This window comes from Stenotrophomonas maltophilia, from assembly GCF_023518235.1.
GTDB lineage: Bacteria > Pseudomonadota > Gammaproteobacteria > Xanthomonadales > Xanthomonadaceae > Stenotrophomonas.
The window spans coordinates 1454890-1469927 of record NZ_CP090423.1; the positions used below are offsets into that span (position 1 = coordinate 1454890).

Genomic DNA, 15038 nt, shown 5'->3' on the forward strand with positions numbered 1-15038 from the left:
CTGCGGGGGGTGCCGGTCCTGCCCGGCACTATGCCTTGGGCTGCAGCCTGCGCCCTTCGCGGGCCAGATTCAGCTGCAATGCAACGGCGGCCAGCTCGGCCAGTTCCGAGCTGACCTTGCCGCTGCCACGCGCCTGCAACCAGCCGAGGATGTCGGCCAGGTGCCAGATTGACGTACTGCCTTCGTGCACCGGCGATGGAAACGACTGCGGGTGGGCCAGCATCAGCTGGCGCATGTTCTGCCGCGACATCCCCAGCAGGTCGGCCACATCGGTCAACCCCACCAGATCGGGGCTTACTTCAACCAGTTCGGCGCCCGGCACCGCCTGCTGCACGTCCTCCAGCGCCGACTGCAGCGCTTGATCGGCACGCGACGCCTCACGGCAGAACGCCAGCGCCATCCTGCCCGGACGCCCGATGCCCAACAGCGCATCGTCGCAGCCCGATGCCGCCAGGCGCTGCTCCAGGATATCGGTATCGTCGTACACGTCCGGCACGCGGTACTTCAGGGTGAAATTGAATTCCGTCATTGCCCACCTCGTTTCGGCTTCGACCGCTACTTATTGCTCGCGGCTGCAGTTCTCGACAACGCGACGCAGCGCCCGGGCGTGATTACGTCCACTACGTGGCGTGCTCCAGATGCTCACAACGCAGAACTCCCCGCACCGGCATTCGCTGTCGTTGTAGGGGCAGTACATCCGGCCCCAGGCATGGCTCCCGCCGACGCGCAATCTCCAGCCCCGCGTTTCGGCAAAACGCAACGCGGCTTCTATGTCCTTGTCAGGGTGACGCACTCGAGACATCCGCTGTTCTCCGAAGTCTGTACCTGTTCGGGTACATTGTCAAATGACAACCAGCCCGAGCTCCGTGGCGTGCGTCGAACCTAGCCGATCGTGCCAACGCGTCCAGAGCCATACCCGTCAGCCGGCCGGCCCGGTTCGTGCCCGCAACGGCATCGACGTTACTGCAGTGCGTCATGTAAACGATTACATCCCTTGCTAGCGTAGCGCTCGCCAGATTCCGGCCGAACCTGCGAGGCTGTCCGTAATGACGTTGCGCGCTGAACGTTCCAGGCTCACTCCCCTCTCCCCTCCGATGCGGCCTGCTGCGGCCCTGCTGCTCACCGCCCTGGCCGTCACCGCGCACGCACAGACCCTTCCCCCGCGCAGCCAGTGGCAGGCCAGCAGTTCCTCGCAGCAGGTGCCGGCCATGGCGATCAGCCGCCTGATCGACGGCGATGCGAAAACCGTCACCGGCGGCGCCTTCAGTCCCGGCCACTGGTTCCAGATCGATCTGGGCGCACCGGCAGAGCTGGCCGGCGCCCGCCTCACCTGGGACGTCTCCAATCCGGAAGGCTATTCGCTGCAGACCTCGCTGGACGGAACGCAGTGGCAGACCGCCTACACCATGGCTGATTCGCTGGGCGATGTGGAAACGCTGTACTTCGCACCGCGCCAGGCGCGCTACCTGCGGCTGGCCAGCCCGCAGCGCACCTCCGACTGGGGGGTATCGATCTTCGAAATGGAGCCGTTGGACAGCGCGCTCAGCGCACGCGTGAAGGGTCTCGATGCAGCGCAGGCGGCCTCGCTCTGGCAAGGCGGGAGCGCTGTCGCGATTCCGCACGCAGAAGGGGGTGCCCATACGCTTGAGCTCACCCTGCCCCGGGCCCAGCCGACCGCCGGCCTGGTAGTGGACTGGGCCAATGGCGCGCGTGGCGCGGCCCGCCTGCAGGCGCAGGATGCACAGGGCCGATGGCACGCGCTCGCGCATGATGCGCAGGCGGCCACTCATCGACAGAGCTGGCTCGCCGCCGATACCGCGCAGCCGCTGCGTGCGTTTCGTCTGAGTGTGGACGGCAGCGCCCCACAGATCGCGCGCCTGCGCCTGCTCGGGCCGAAGGCGGTGATGACGCCGATGAAGCAGTACCAGATTGCCGCCAGCGGTGCGCAACGCGCGTTGTTCCCGGCCTCGCTGCAGATGCAGCAGACCTACTGGACCGCTGTTGGTGTGCATGCCGGGCGACAAAAATCGATCTTCGACGAGTACGGCAACCTGGAAGCGTTCAAGGGCGCGCCGCTGGTGCAGCCGATCTGGCGCAGCGCCAATGGGGGCACTGCAGGTGCCGCCGGGCAGAACGTGCAGCATGCATTGCGTGATGGCTGGAAGCCGATGCCCTCCGCCACCTGGTCGCCGCAGCCCGGGCTGGAACTGCGCAGCGAAGTGTTCGCCATCGAACGTGATGGCCAGCCGGTGACCTTCCTGCGCCACCGCCTGCACAACACCGGCAGCACCAGGATCGAAGGCACGCTCAGCCTTGTCGTGCGCCCGATGCAGATGAATCCACCGTGGCAGAACGGCGGGCTGTCGCCGATCCGCGAGGTGGTCATCAACGGACAGGCTGTGCGCATCAACGGTCGCACGCTGCTGCAGTCACTCACGCCGGTGGCTGCGTCCGGCGCGGCGCCGTTCGGCCAGGACGGTGCAAAGGAAATCACCGCCGGCATTGCCGCCGGACAACTGCCTTCCGCACAGCAGGCGCGCGACGACCAGGGTCTTGCAGCAGCGGCGCTGGACTATCCCATCTCGCTGGCGCCAGGTGCCAGCCAATCGGTCGTGGTCGCCTTCCCGCTGGGCACCGCCGCGGCAGACACCGACGGCAGCTTGCCCGAAGCGCCACCGCTCGATCTGGCCTCGCTGCCAGACGACGCCAGCAGCGCCTTCGACACACTGGCCACGCAGGCCTCGGCGGACTGGCAGGCACGACTCGGCCAGGTTGGCCTGCGCCTGCCCGATCCCTCACTGGTGGACATGCTGCGCGCACAGGCCGCCTACATGCTGATCAACCAGACCGGCCCAGCCATGCAGCCCGGCCCGCGCAACTACAACCGTTCCTTCATCCGCGACGGCATGGCCACCTCGGCGGTGCTGCTGCGCATGGGTGAGGCGAAGGTCGCGCGCGACTACCTGGCCTGGTACAGCGAGCACGGCGTGCACGCCAACGGCCTGGTCTCACCCATCCTCAACGACGATGGCAGCGTCAACACCGGCTTCGGTTCGGACATCGAGTACGACAGCCAGGGCCAGTACGTCGCACTGGTGGCCGATGTGGCGCGCCTCGATGGCGGGCCCGAATCGGTACGCGCGTATCTGCCGAAGGTGAAAGCGGCCCTGCGCTTCCTGCAGGAACTGCGCGAGCGCACGCTGGTGAAAGGTTACAAGGCCGACCAGCCAGCACCGGAACGCTTCGCCGGCATTCTCGCGCCGTCGATAAGCCACGAAGGCTACCCCTCGCCCACCCACAGCTACTGGGATGACTACTGGGGCCTGAAGGGCTGGCACGACGGCGCGTGGCTGGCCGAGTCACTGGGCGACCACGAGACTGCGGCGTGGGCGCGCCAACAGTACAAGGCGTTGTACGACGCGCTGCATGCATCGATCCGGGCGACGATGGCGTGGAAGGGCATCGACTTCATCCCCTCCTCTGCCGATCTGGGCGATGGTGACCCCACCGGAGTATCGATCGCGCTGGACCCGACCGGGGCGCAGAGCGTGCTGCCTGCCGAGGCGTTGAAGACCACCTTCGCCCGTTACCTGGACGATGTGCGCAAGCGCGGCCAGCCTGGCGCGTTGTACGCGTACACACCGTACGAAATCCGCAACGTGCTGAGCTATGTGCACCTCGGTCAACCACAGGTGGCCGACGAGCTGCTGCAGGGCCTGCTGCATGATCGGCGCCCGCTTGAGTGGCAGGTGCTGGCCGAAGTGGTGCATTCGCGGCTGCGGTTCCCGCGCTATCTCGGCGACATGCCGCACACCTGGATCGGCGCCGAGTACGGCCGCACGCTGTTCGGCATGCTGATGCGTGAAGACGATGATGCGCTGTCGCTGCTGCCGGGTACGCCGCCGTCGTGGGTGGCGGAGGATGGGTTGGCAGTGGAACGCTTGCCCACTGCGTATGGCACGTTGCAGATGCAGGCGCGGCAGCGCGACGGCGTGTTGACGGTGGCGCTTGGCGAGGGGCTGCGCAACGGGACAGCGGTGAAGGTCTGGTGGCCGGCGCGCACGATGCCGAAGACGGTGCGTGTGGATGGACGTAGCGTTTCCAACTTCGATGCCGAGGGTGTGCGCCTGGCAAAGCCATTCAAGAAGCTGGAGGCACGTTGGTAGAGCAGCCGAGCATGGCTCGGCTCTACAGAAGCGGAGGTAGCGCCAGGCCACGCCCGGCGTCATTGCAGCGTCGGCAACCCCGGTGGGTTGGTCTGCGACTGCGGCACGGCTTCCTCTGCCACGTTCCAGCGCGCCAACGCCTGCGCATAGGTGCCACTGCCAATTTGCGTGTTCAGTGCCTGCGTGACTGCATCAGCCAGGCCACTGCCCTTGCGTGTGGTCACCGAGATCGCCGCGGCATTCGGCCAGCCACCCGGGAACAGGCCCACGCGCCGTACCTTGCCGTCGCGCGCCGAATAGGCGCCGGTGGCATTGGGCTCGAATGAAACATCGGCACGCCCGGTGATCACCGCCAACCGACCAACCACCGCGTCATCGAAGTACTGGTACTCCACCGGCTTCAGGCCGGCGGCGATGTTCTGCTGGTCCCACTGGCGCAGGATCTGGTCCTGGTTGGTGCTGGCACCGACCACCACCTTCAGCCCGGCCACATCGGCGGGCTTTTCGATCTTCTGGATCGGCCCATCGCTGCGCGTGTAGATGCCCAGCAGGTCGTAACGGTAACTGGAGAAATCGAACTTCTTCTTGCGTTCTTCAGTGACCGTCACGTTCGACAGCACCGCATCGTACTTGCCCGATTCCAGCCCCAGTGGCCAGTCGGCCCAGGCCACCGGCACGATCACCAGCTTCAGGCCCAGGCCATCGGCGATCAGGCGGGCGATATCCGGCTCGATGCCGACCACCTCCCTGCTGTCGGCACCATAGTCGGCCAGCGGCAGCTGCCCCGGGTGGGTGGCGACGGTGAGCGCGCCTGGCGTGACGAAGCGGTAGCCCGCAGGAATCAAGGCCTGCGCCTTGGGATCGAGCGTGCCTTTCAGCACGGCGGTGTTGGCGCCGGCCAGGCTGGTCGCGGCCACGGCTGCAGGCTCCGGGGCCTGGCGCACGCGCGAATAGACAATACCGGCGGTGCCGATAACCAGCACGCCCACGATCAACAGGGTGCTGCGCCAGGGGCGACGGGGGGCTGCAGGGCTCATGGCATTCCTTGAGGGTTACAGAGTCTTGGCCAGGAAGTCGGCGGTACGTTGCTGGCGCGGTCGCTCGAACACGGCGTCGGGCGTGCCCTGCTCGATCACCCGGCCCTGGTCCATCATCACCACGTGGTCGGCCACGCGGCGGGCAAAGCCCAGTTCATGGGTGACGATCACCAGCGTGGTGCCGGAGCGGGCCAGCTCTTCAATCACGCTGAGCACTTCGGCCACCAGTTCCGGGTCCAGCGCCGAGGTGGGTTCGTCAAACAGCAGCACCTTCGGCTGCAGCGCCAGCGCACGGGCGATCGCGATGCGCTGTTGCTGGCCGCCGGACAACTGGCGCGGGAATGCATCGGCCTTGTCGGCTAGGCCGACACGTTCCAGCAGCGTGCGTGCCTGCTGCTCGGCCTGCGCGCGTGGCACGCCACGCACCGCGATCGGCGCCTCGATGATGTTCTCCAGCGCGGTCAGGTGCGGGAACAGGTTGAAGCCCTGGAACACCATGCCCACCTCGGCACGACGGCGGCGGATCTCGCGCTCGGGGCGTTCGTACAGGGTGTCACCGTCGCGGCGGTAGCCGATCAGCTGGCCGCCCACGGTCACGTACCCGCTGTCGGCACGTTCCAGGTGGTTGATCAGCCGCAGCAGCGTGGACTTCCCTGCACCCGAGGGGCCGATCAGCACGGTCACGCTGCCGGCGCGCAGGTCCAGATTCACGTCTTCCAGCACCGGCTGCTCGCCGAATGCCTTGCCCACGTCATGCAGCGATACCGCCGCACCCTCGCCCGCTTCGACCTGGGTGGCGATGCGCGGGCGGTTGGCCTCGCGCGGTGCGGCATCGCTCTGCACGCGCGGGGACGATGACACGCGCGACACCGAGCGCTCGCGCTGCAGCTGGCCGCGCGCGAAGCGCTGCTCCACGCGTCGCTGCAACAGCGACAGCACGGTCAGGATCACCAGGTACCAGACCGTGGCCACCATCAGCAGCGGCACCACCTCCAGATTGCGGCGGTAGATCACCTGCACGGTGTAGAAAAGCTCCGGCAACGCCAGCACGTAGACCACCGAGGTGCTCTTGGCCAGGCCGATCACATCGTTGAACGCGGCCGGCAGGATCGAGCGCATCGCCTGCGGCAGGATGATGCGGCGCACCTGGCGGCCACGCGGCAGGCCCAGCGCGGCCGCTGCTTCATACTGGCCGTGGTCTACCGAGAGGATGCCGCCACGGATCACCTCGGCCGAGAACGCGGCCTGGTTCAGGGTCAGGCCCAGTACGGCCGCGGTGAACACGCCGATCAGTTGCGTGGTCGGGTACGAGAACAGGCTGATGCCGGTGAACGGCACGCCCAGCTCGATGGTGCTGTACAGATAGCCCAGGTTGTTCAGCAGCAGCAACAGCACCAGCAGCGGAATCGAGCGGAACAACCACACATAGCCCCAGGACACCGCCGACAGCAACGGCGAACCGGACACGCGCGCCAGCGCAAGCAGCGTGCCCAGCGCAAACCCCAGCCCAGTGCCAAGTGCGGTCAGCAGCAGCGTACGGCCCAGCCCTTCCAGCACCGGGCGCGCGAAGAACCATTCGGCGAAGGTGCCCCAACCCCAACGCGGGTTGCCCAGCACCGATTGCAGCCCGATCAGGATCAAGGCCAGCGCCAACACGGTGCCGAACACCTGCAATGGATGCCGGGCCGGCACGATCTTCAGCGCAGGTGCCGGTGCCGGCCGTGCAGCGATGCCCCCCAGTGCCGTCGAGGGCGTACTCATGCGTGGGCTCCGTGCACCGCGGCGGGTGCAGGTGCGATCACCGCCGCCGGCGCGAGCAGGTGCTTCTCGAAGGGCAGATGCGCGACGGTTTCCGGATCGGCCTGGAGGTCGAACAACGCGGTGTAGCCATGGCTGAGGTACAGGCCCACCGCTTCGGGCTGGCGGAAGCCGGTGGTCAGGAACACGCGGCGGTACCCCTGGCGCAGCGCCTGGTCTTCCAGTTCCTGCAGCACGCGCCGCGCGATGCCTTGGCGGCGCAGTCCGGGCAGTGTCCAGATGCGCTTGAACTCGGCGGTATCCGGGTCCCGGTGTGGCATGAAGGCGCCACCGGAGATGGCAAGACCATCGCGCAGCAGCAGCACGAACGCCCCCACCGGCGCGGCAAAGGCCTGCGCTGGATAGCGTTGCAGTTCTTCGCGGGCGCTGCCGCCGATGCGACGGCGCACGTCGGCATAGCGGCTGTCGTACTCCTGCTCCAGGCCGTCAAACAGCGGACGCGCCAACGGGTCATCCACCGAGGTGTAGAGGAAGCGTTCGTTGCTGCTCATGCTACGTCCTTCACCAGATAGTCTTCGGCCAGCCGCGCCCACAGGCTGGCCGCGGGTGCGATCGCCGCGTCATTGAACACATAGCGCGGGCTGTGCAGCGGCGCGCTGTCGCCGTTGCCGACGAACACGAAGCTGCCGGGCCGCGCCTGCAGCAGGAACGCAAAGTCCTCGCTGGCCGTGCGCGGCGCGAAATCGGGCACCACCTGTCCAGCGCCGAATCCGCGCTCGGCGACTTCGCGGATATAGGCGGTCTGCTGTGGGTGGTTGATCACGCTGGGGAAGCCGCGCGGAAACTCGATCTCGGCACGCGCACCGAACGCAGCAGCGGTCTGCTCGGCAAGTTCGGTAACCCGGCGCCGCAGCGTATCGCGCACTTGGGGCAGGTAGGCGCGCACCGTCAGCTTCAGCTCCACCACGTCCGGAATCACATTGGCCGCCTGCCCGCCATGGATCGAGCCGACAGTGACCACGCCCATCTGCCGCGGATCGACATTGCGCGAGACCACGCTCTGCAGCGCGGTGATGATGTGTGCCGCCACCAAAATCGGGTCGACACTGCCCTGCGGCTCGGCGCCATGGCCGCCCTTGCCGATCACCTTCAGTCGCGCCCAGTCCACCGAGGCCATCGCCGGCCCGTCGACGAAACCGAAATGGCCCACCGGCACGCCCGGCCAGTTGTGCAGCCCATAGATCGCATCCACCGGGAAGCGCTCGAACAGGCCATCGGCAATCATCTTCGACGCACCCGAACCGGTTTCCTCTGCGGGCTGGAACACCAACTGCAGGGTGCCATCGATGCGCCCGTGATGGGCCAGGTAGTGCGCCGCCGACAGCAGGATCGCGGTATGGCCATCGTGGCCGCAGGCGTGCATCAGGCCATCGGTCTGGCTGGCGTAGGCCAGCCCGGAGTCTTCCTGGATCGGCAACGCATCGATGTCCGCACGCAGGCCCAGGCGACGGCTGCCCTGCCCGCGTTGCAGCGTGCCGACCACGCCGGTGCCGCCGAGGCCAGTGGTCACCTCATAGCCCCACTGCTGCAGCAGTTCGGCCACGCGGGCGCTGGTGCGATGCTCTTCGAAGGCCAGTTCCGGGTGCCGGTGCAGATCATGGCGGATCGCGATGGCCGCCTCGGCACGCGCGGCGATTTCGGCCAGCACGCCGGTTGTTGGGTGATTCTGCCGGACGTCGCCCGGTGCTAGCGCGGTTTCTCCGCTCATCGCCTTACCCCACCTTCCGCGCCGGTTCGGCATCGGCCGCATAGCGGCTGGCCTTGTACGGCAGGCCCAGATGCTCGCGCAGGGTCTGCCCTGTCAGCTCGCGCTGGTGGTAGCCGCGCGCCCGCAGGATCGGCAGCACCTGGGTCACGAAATCGTCCAGGCCTTCGCGCTGCGCGGCGAAGCCGAGGATGAAGCCATCGCTGGCACCGGCATCGAACCAGCGGATCAGCTCATCGGCCACATGCTCCGGTGTGCCGATGAAGTTGGGCCGCGGGCTCACCGCTTCCAGTGCCACCTGGCGCAGGTTCAGGCCCTTCTCGCGCGCGTCCTGCTTGATGCGGTCGGTGGTGGAACGGAACGAATTGCTGCCGATGTCGCCCAGCTCCGGGAAGGGTGCATCCGGGTCGTACTGGCTGAAGTCGTGGTGATCGAAGAACCGCCCCAGGTACGCCAGCGCATCTTCCAGCGTCGCCAACGCGGCAATCGCCTGGTATTTGGCTTCGGCCTCCTCGGCAGTGCGGCCGACAATCGGGCCGATGCCCGGGAAGATCTTCACGTCGTTGCCGCTGCGGCCGTGCGCGATTGCCGAGTTCTTCACCTTCTGGGTGAACGCGCGGGTTTCTTCCAGCGACGGCGAATGGGTAAACACCGCATCGGCGTACTTGCCGGCCAGCGCGATGCCATCGTCAGATGAACCGGCCTGGAAGATCACCGGCTGGCCCTGCGGCGAACGCTGGATGTTGAGCGGCCCTTCCACCTGGAAGAAGCGACCCTTGTGGTCGAGGCGGCGGAACTTCTCCGGCGCGAAGAAGGTGCCGCTGTCGCGCTCACGCACGAAGGCATCGTCATCCCACGAATCCCACAACCCCTGCACGACGTCCAGGTACTCGTCGGCGATCTGGTAGCGCAGCGCGTGTTCCGGATGCGGCCGGCCATAGTTGCGGCCGGAGCCTTCCAGCGGTGAAGTCACCACGTTCCAGCCGGCCCGGCCGCCACTGAGCAGGTCCAGTGAAGCGAACTGGCGGGCCACGGTGAACGGGTCGCTGTAGGAGGTCGACAGCGTGCCGGCCAGGCCGATCTTCCTGGTTGCCGTGGCAAGCGCCGACAGCAGCGAGATCGGCTCGAAGCGGTTGAGGAAGTGCGGGATCGACTTCTCGTTGATGTACAGGCCATCGGCCACGAAGCCAAAGGCGATGCCGTTGTCCTCGGCGATGCGCGCGATGTCGATGTAGAACTGCAGGTTGACGCTGGCATCGGCCGGGTTCGACGGGTGCTTCCAGGCATGCATATGGCTGCCGGGGCCCTGCAGCATGATGCCGAACGGGATGTGGCGCGGGGTCGTGCTCATGGGAATCGCTCCTGCAGGTCAGGCCACCGCCGCGCGCGGCGCGGGCGACAGCAGTTCAAGGGATGTCAGGCGTGCGTCGAGGTCGGCCACCGGCGCGTCGAGAACGAATTCACCCACGCCGAAGCGCCGGTGCAGCGCGTCCAGCTCGTCACGCACGTGCTGTGCATCGCCGGAGAGCACACTCGGGCGTGTTTCCTCAATGCGGAAGTCGGCCACACCCACCTGCCGTGCGTACTCGGCAGCAGCCTCGGGGCTGGGCAGGTTCACCGTCTGCCCGGGACCGAGGTGCAGCTTGTAAACCCGAAGTGCGCCGATATGGCGTGCGGCCGCTTCGGCGGTAGGTGCGGCGAACGCCACCGTGGCCAGCAGCGGTGCCTGCGTGGAGACACTACGGTAGGCGTCGAACGCCGCCTCGATGTGCTTCGGATCGCCGTCGAAGTGCGCGGCGTAGACGAAACGCCAGCCCAGCTCGGCCGCCAGCCGCGCACTCTGCGGGCTGGCCCCGAGCAGGAAGCGCTCCGGGGCCTGCTGCGGAATCGGGCGCGCCAGCGCCTCGGTGTCAGCGCCCGTCAAATAGCCTTCCAGGTCCCGCAGTTGCTGATCGAAGTCAGCGAACGCCGGTCGCCCTGCCGCCAGCGCGGCCGTCGAGGCCGGCAACCCACCGGGGGCCTTGCCCACGCCCAGATCAACGCGGCCCGGTGCCAGCGCGGCCAGCAGGTTGAAGTTCTCCGCCACCTTGTAGGGCGCGTAGTGGCGCAGCATCACCCCGCCACTACCGATGCGGATCCGTCGGGTCTGCGCCAGCACCCAGGCCGCCAGCACCTCCGGTGCGGGACTGGCCAGGGCCGGCGCCGCGTGGTGCTCGGCAAACCAGTAGCGGTGGTAACCCAGCTGCTCGGCACGCTGCGCCAGCTGCAGGCTGTTGCGCAGCGCCTGCTCCGCTGACGCACCCTCGGGCACCGGGCTCTTGTCCAATACGCTGATCAGATAGCTCATGCTCGCGTCCTCGCTCAGGGATGGGCCACGGGAATGCCAAGCAGGCCGTTCAGCGCGGCCAGGATCGGCTCGGCACCGGAGATGTACTGGCGGTCCTGGTGGGCACCACTGGCCAATTCGCTGCGCACGCCCTGCGGCAACACCAGCTTCGGCAGCGACTGGTCCTGCTCGCCGATCTCGGCGATCACCTCGTGGCGTGGCCGCGCGAAGCCGATGCGGCGCACGTCCAGCTGAGTGTCCAAGCCCTCGATACTCGACAGCGCGCCTTCCAGCAGCAGACTGTGCCGGCAGAAGAAGCGCTGGCCGGGAATCTGGCCGTCCTCGAACTCACGGTCGAGCAGGAACAGGATGGGTTTGCTTGCTGCGTCCAACGCCACGGGGATCTCCTCACAAGGGTCGGCAATGCGATGCCGCTTCAACTTCGATGCTAGAGATGCCAGCGGCTGCGGCAGCGATTCCAGGCGACAATCGGCGGTCATATCCGGCCATGCAGATGCGCCTTGGCCATAAGCAAAGCGCCGCCGGTTATGGCGTCAGGCAATGCGTCGCAGCGGCACCGGCAGCGCCCGTGCCTGCGTGGCCAGATGCCCGACCGCGCGCTCGGTCGCCAGCGCAATCCGCGCCTGCAAGGCCACGCTGTGGATACGCTCGCCTTCGAAGTCCGTTGGCGTTGCATACACCCCGATTGGCAGCGTGTGCGCCTGCAGGAAGCTGAACAACGGCCGCAACTGGTGATCGATCACCAGCGCGTGGCGTTCGCTGCCGCCAGTTGCCGCCAGCAGTACCGGCGTATCCACCAGCGCCTCCAGCCCGATGAAATCGACCAGATGCTTGAACAGGCCGGGATAGGAGCCGCGATACACAGGCGCGGCCACTACCAGCAGCTCGGCCGCCTCGATCGTCTGCAGCGCCTGCTCCACCGCAGGCTCCGCCTCATCGCGCGACAGCGCCTGCCCCAGCGAGCGCGCGATCGGCGCCAGCTCCACCAGCTCCACGCTGGCGTGCACCCGCTGCTGCAGCGACTCCAGCAGATGCCGCACCAGCAACAGCGTGCGCGACGTCGCCGAACTGGTCGGCGACCCCACCAGCGCAACCACCTTCAATGCACCTGACATTGACCTGCTCCTCTGTAGAGCCGAGCCATGCTCGGCTGCCGTTGGCCTGAACCTCAAAACCGGTAATTGACCCGCCCATACCAGAACGCCCCGATCCGGCTCAGCACATCGCCCGAATCCCAGGTAGTCTCGATGCTGGCCACATCGGTGGCGCTGCGCGCGTACTGCGGCACCTTGCGCGTGCGCTTGTCGAACACGTTGTTGATGCCCAGCGCAGCGCTCCAGCCCGCTCCCAGTTCCACCGCACCTGAAAGGTTGGTCACCAGCACCGGCGGCTGCTTGTACTCCACGCCGTTGTTCAGGCGTTTGATCGGGCCGTAATAGGTGAAATCGATGTTCGAACGCCAACGCCCGTTCTGCCAGCCCAGCCCGGCCACCTGCGTGTAGCTCGGTGTGCGGAAGCGCAGCGCGTACTCGCTGCTCTTGGTCAACAGGTTGATGTTCGGCAGCCCCTGCAGCGCCGCCGGAATGTCGCTGACCTTCTGGATGGTGGTGCGACCGACGTTGGCCGCATAGCTCCAGCGCAGCTTGCCCCACGCCGTTTCCTGGTTCGCTTCCAGGGTCAGCTCGACCCCGCGCGTGCGGGTATTGCCCACGTTGGTGAAGTAGCTGGCGTAGAACGCATCACCGGGCAGGATGCTGATGCCGGCCGAGCCCAGCAGCGCATCGATGGTGTTCTTCTGCGCCGCGCTCAGCACGGTGCCACTGTTGTCGGTGATGCGCGCCGGGTCCTGCGCGTTGTAGCCGATCTGGCTGGACTGGCCAAGCTGGCCTCGGATGTCGATCTGGTACGCGTCCACCGCCAGGTGGAAGGCCGGGCTGGGGTCCCAGGTCACGCCCAGGCTGTAGTTGGTGGCTTTCTCGGGCTTCAGTGGTGTTGCCCCCAGCGCGATCGCCGCCGGTGAAGACACCTGCGCCACCAGCGTAGTACCGCAGGGGCAGCTACCGGTGGCCTGGTAGAACTGCGCGCCCAGGCTCGGTGCGTGGAAACCGTTGCTGACCGTGGCGCGCAAACCCAGCGCATCGGTGAAGTCCAAGCGCGTGGTCAGGCGGCCGGTGGACACGCTGCCGAAGTCGGAATGGTCTTCCCAGCGCGCGGCCGCATCCAGGTACCAGCGCGAGGTGATGTTGGTAGCCGCGCCCGCATAGACCGCCTTGCTGTTGCGGGTGGCCTTCACCGCATCGGCGGTGGAGTAGCCCACGAAGGCGGCCGCACCGAATCCGGTATACGACTCCCACTGCCCGGCCCCGCGCTCGTATTGTTCATGCTGGTATTCCGCACCGGCGCTCACTTCCAGCGGCGAGGCGAACGCGGCCACCTCGAAACCACGGTGCAGATCCAGATTGGCGATGCCCTGCTGGTAGTCCAGCTTGCCGTCGTAGAAATCGGTGGGCGAACCGGGATACGGCAGCGAGTAGTTCACCGAGTTGCGCGTGTAGGTGCGCACCGTGCTGCGGTTACCGGTCAGGCTGGCGTCGTAATCCCAGCCCGCGATCTGGCCTTTCACCCCCGCGGTACCGGTGTACTGTTTCTCCTTGGTTTCCAGCACCGGCAGGAAGCCATCGGGGAACACACTCAGTACGCCGGCAGCCCTGTAGGTGGTGAAGATGGTCGCCGGCAGGCGGAAGTTCTGGATCGCCTGCGCGGTGCGGTCGCTGGCCGTGGCATTGGCGTAGAACTGCGCACTCTCACCCAGGCCATGGCCGACATTCACCGCGAACGCCTTCAGCGCATACGAGGGCGAGCTGAGGATGGTGTTGGCCTCAGCATCACGCGTGGCCTCGGCCGGGTTCGGCGACGCGCCGGCCGGCAGCCGGTTGTTCGGGCGCAAGGCCACCCGGTTGCCGCTGGCATCCACCGCTGGATAGCTCAGGTAGCCATCGACATAGCGCCGAGTGCGGATCGCATGATGCTGACGCGTGGTCTCGCCGGACAGATTGACGAAGCCATCAGCGCCCCACGGCAGGCCCACATTCGCTCGCACGCTGGTGCGCGAACCATCGCCATCCACGCTCTGCCCGCTTTCCACGGCGAACTCGCCGCCGTGCGCCTGCGACTTCAAGATCACATTGACCACACCAGTGATCGCATCCGAGCCATAGATGGCCGATGCACCATCACGCAGCACTTCCACATGGTCGATGGCCGAGACCGGAATCAGCGCCAGGTCGGCCCAGGCATGGCCGGGGAAGCCACCGCCGTTTGCCCCACTCACGTAGGCGCTGGCATTGCGGCGCTTGCCGTTCACCAGCACCAGCGTGTAGCCGGGCGACAGGTTGCGCAGCTGGTAACCACGGATCAGGCTCTCCTGATCACTCTGGTAGCCGCCAATCTGGCTGAGCGAGGGCAGCGCACGCTGCAGCGCTTCGAGCAGGTTGGCCTGGCCGGTGGCGGTGAGGTCTTCCGCAGAGATCACATCGATCGGCGTGGAGCTGTTTTTCACCGTGCGCGTACTGGTGCGCGACCCGGTCACCACCACCGCATCCAGCGTAGAGGCGGCAACACTGGCGGTGGCCGCAGTGCTGGCAGGATCCGCATCGGCTTCAGCAGCATGGCTGGGCGACGCAGCAAGCGTGGCTGCAATCAGGACGGCAAGAGAGCTCAGGACAGGAGTGTGGGCGGCAGGCATGGGGGCTCGTGGGGATGGGCCGGAGACACGCTTCCATTCAAGGGCCTGTTCACGCACCGCGACAGGCGGAATCGCGTCACCCAGCCGTAACATCCGGCCACTCACATGACTGCTGGTAATGAGGTTAGGCAGCCCGCGCCGGTGCACTGCTGTCTGTAGAGCCGAGCCCACGCTCGGCTGCTCTTCGCGACGGCGTCAGATGCATCCACTCCTGCCATTT

Annotated in this window: 11 protein-coding genes; 1 reads left to right on the top strand and 10 read right to left on the bottom strand. The window is 67.0% G+C overall.

Annotation, left to right across the window (positions count from 1 at the left end; genetic code table 11):
• Positions 1-28: 28 nt before the first annotated feature.
• Positions 29-529 carry a helix-turn-helix transcriptional regulator gene (locus LZ605_RS06765; RefSeq protein ID WP_229557923.1) on the bottom strand — a complete coding sequence of 167 codons (501 nt, stop codon included), beginning with the start codon at positions 527-529 and terminating at the stop codon, positions 29-31.
• A gap of 517 nt (positions 530-1046) precedes the next feature.
• Between LZ605_RS06765 and LZ605_RS06770 the strand changes: the two genes are divergently transcribed.
• Positions 1047-4166, top strand: coding sequence for a discoidin domain-containing protein (locus LZ605_RS06770; protein ID WP_229557924.1), 3120 nt, complete (start codon positions 1047-1049; stop codon positions 4164-4166).
• Positions 4167-4225: 59 nt separating this feature from the next.
• Here the strand turns inward: LZ605_RS06770 and LZ605_RS06775 are convergent, their stop codons facing one another.
• The 9 genes from LZ605_RS06775 to LZ605_RS06820 all read right to left on the bottom strand — a co-directional run bounded on the left by LZ605_RS06775 (position 4226) and on the right by LZ605_RS06820 (position 14818).
• On the bottom strand, positions 4226-5203 hold the full coding sequence (locus tag LZ605_RS06775; protein ID WP_229557925.1) for an ABC transporter substrate-binding protein: 978 nt from the start codon (positions 5201-5203) through the stop codon (positions 4226-4228).
• Positions 5204-5218: 15 nt separating this feature from the next.
• Entirely contained in the window at positions 5219-6964 is a 1746-nt protein-coding gene (locus LZ605_RS23105; protein WP_279920299.1) for an amino acid ABC transporter permease/ATP-binding protein, read from the bottom strand.
• Complete coding sequence (locus LZ605_RS06790) at positions 6961-7512, bottom strand: GNAT family N-acetyltransferase (RefSeq protein ID WP_107232345.1); 552 nt, start codon at positions 7510-7512, stop codon at positions 6961-6963. The genes LZ605_RS23105 and LZ605_RS06790 overlap by 4 nt, the downstream gene beginning before the upstream one ends.
• A complete protein-coding gene (locus tag LZ605_RS06795) occupies positions 7509-8729 on the bottom strand; it encodes a M20 aminoacylase family protein (RefSeq protein WP_249844232.1) in 1221 nt (406 codons plus the stop codon). The genes LZ605_RS06790 and LZ605_RS06795 overlap by 4 nt, the downstream gene beginning before the upstream one ends.
• Positions 8730-8733: 4 nt before the next feature.
• Positions 8734-10077 carry an LLM class flavin-dependent oxidoreductase gene (locus LZ605_RS06800; protein ID WP_249844233.1) on the bottom strand — a complete coding sequence of 448 codons (1344 nt, stop codon included), beginning with the start codon at positions 10075-10077 and terminating at the stop codon, positions 8734-8736.
• Between the two features lie 18 nt (positions 10078-10095).
• On the bottom strand, positions 10096-11073 hold the full coding sequence (locus LZ605_RS06805) for an MsnO8 family LLM class oxidoreductase (protein ID WP_249844234.1): 978 nt from the start codon (positions 11071-11073) through the stop codon (positions 10096-10098).
• Positions 11074-11087: 14 nt separating this feature from the next.
• Positions 11088-11450 (bottom strand): DUF3088 family protein, encoded by a 363-nt coding sequence (locus tag LZ605_RS06810; RefSeq protein WP_107232341.1) that lies wholly within the window; start codon positions 11448-11450, stop codon positions 11088-11090.
• Positions 11451-11606: 156 nt separating this feature from the next.
• Positions 11607-12188 (bottom strand): FMN reductase, encoded by a 582-nt coding sequence (msuE, locus tag LZ605_RS06815; protein ID WP_249844235.1) that lies wholly within the window; start codon positions 12186-12188, stop codon positions 11607-11609.
• A gap of 53 nt (positions 12189-12241) precedes the next feature.
• Positions 12242-14818: a TonB-dependent receptor plug domain-containing protein gene (locus LZ605_RS06820; protein WP_249844236.1), complete on the bottom strand. Its 2577-nt coding sequence runs from the start codon at positions 14816-14818 to the stop codon at positions 12242-12244.
• Between the last annotated feature and the right edge of the window lie 220 nt (positions 14819-15038).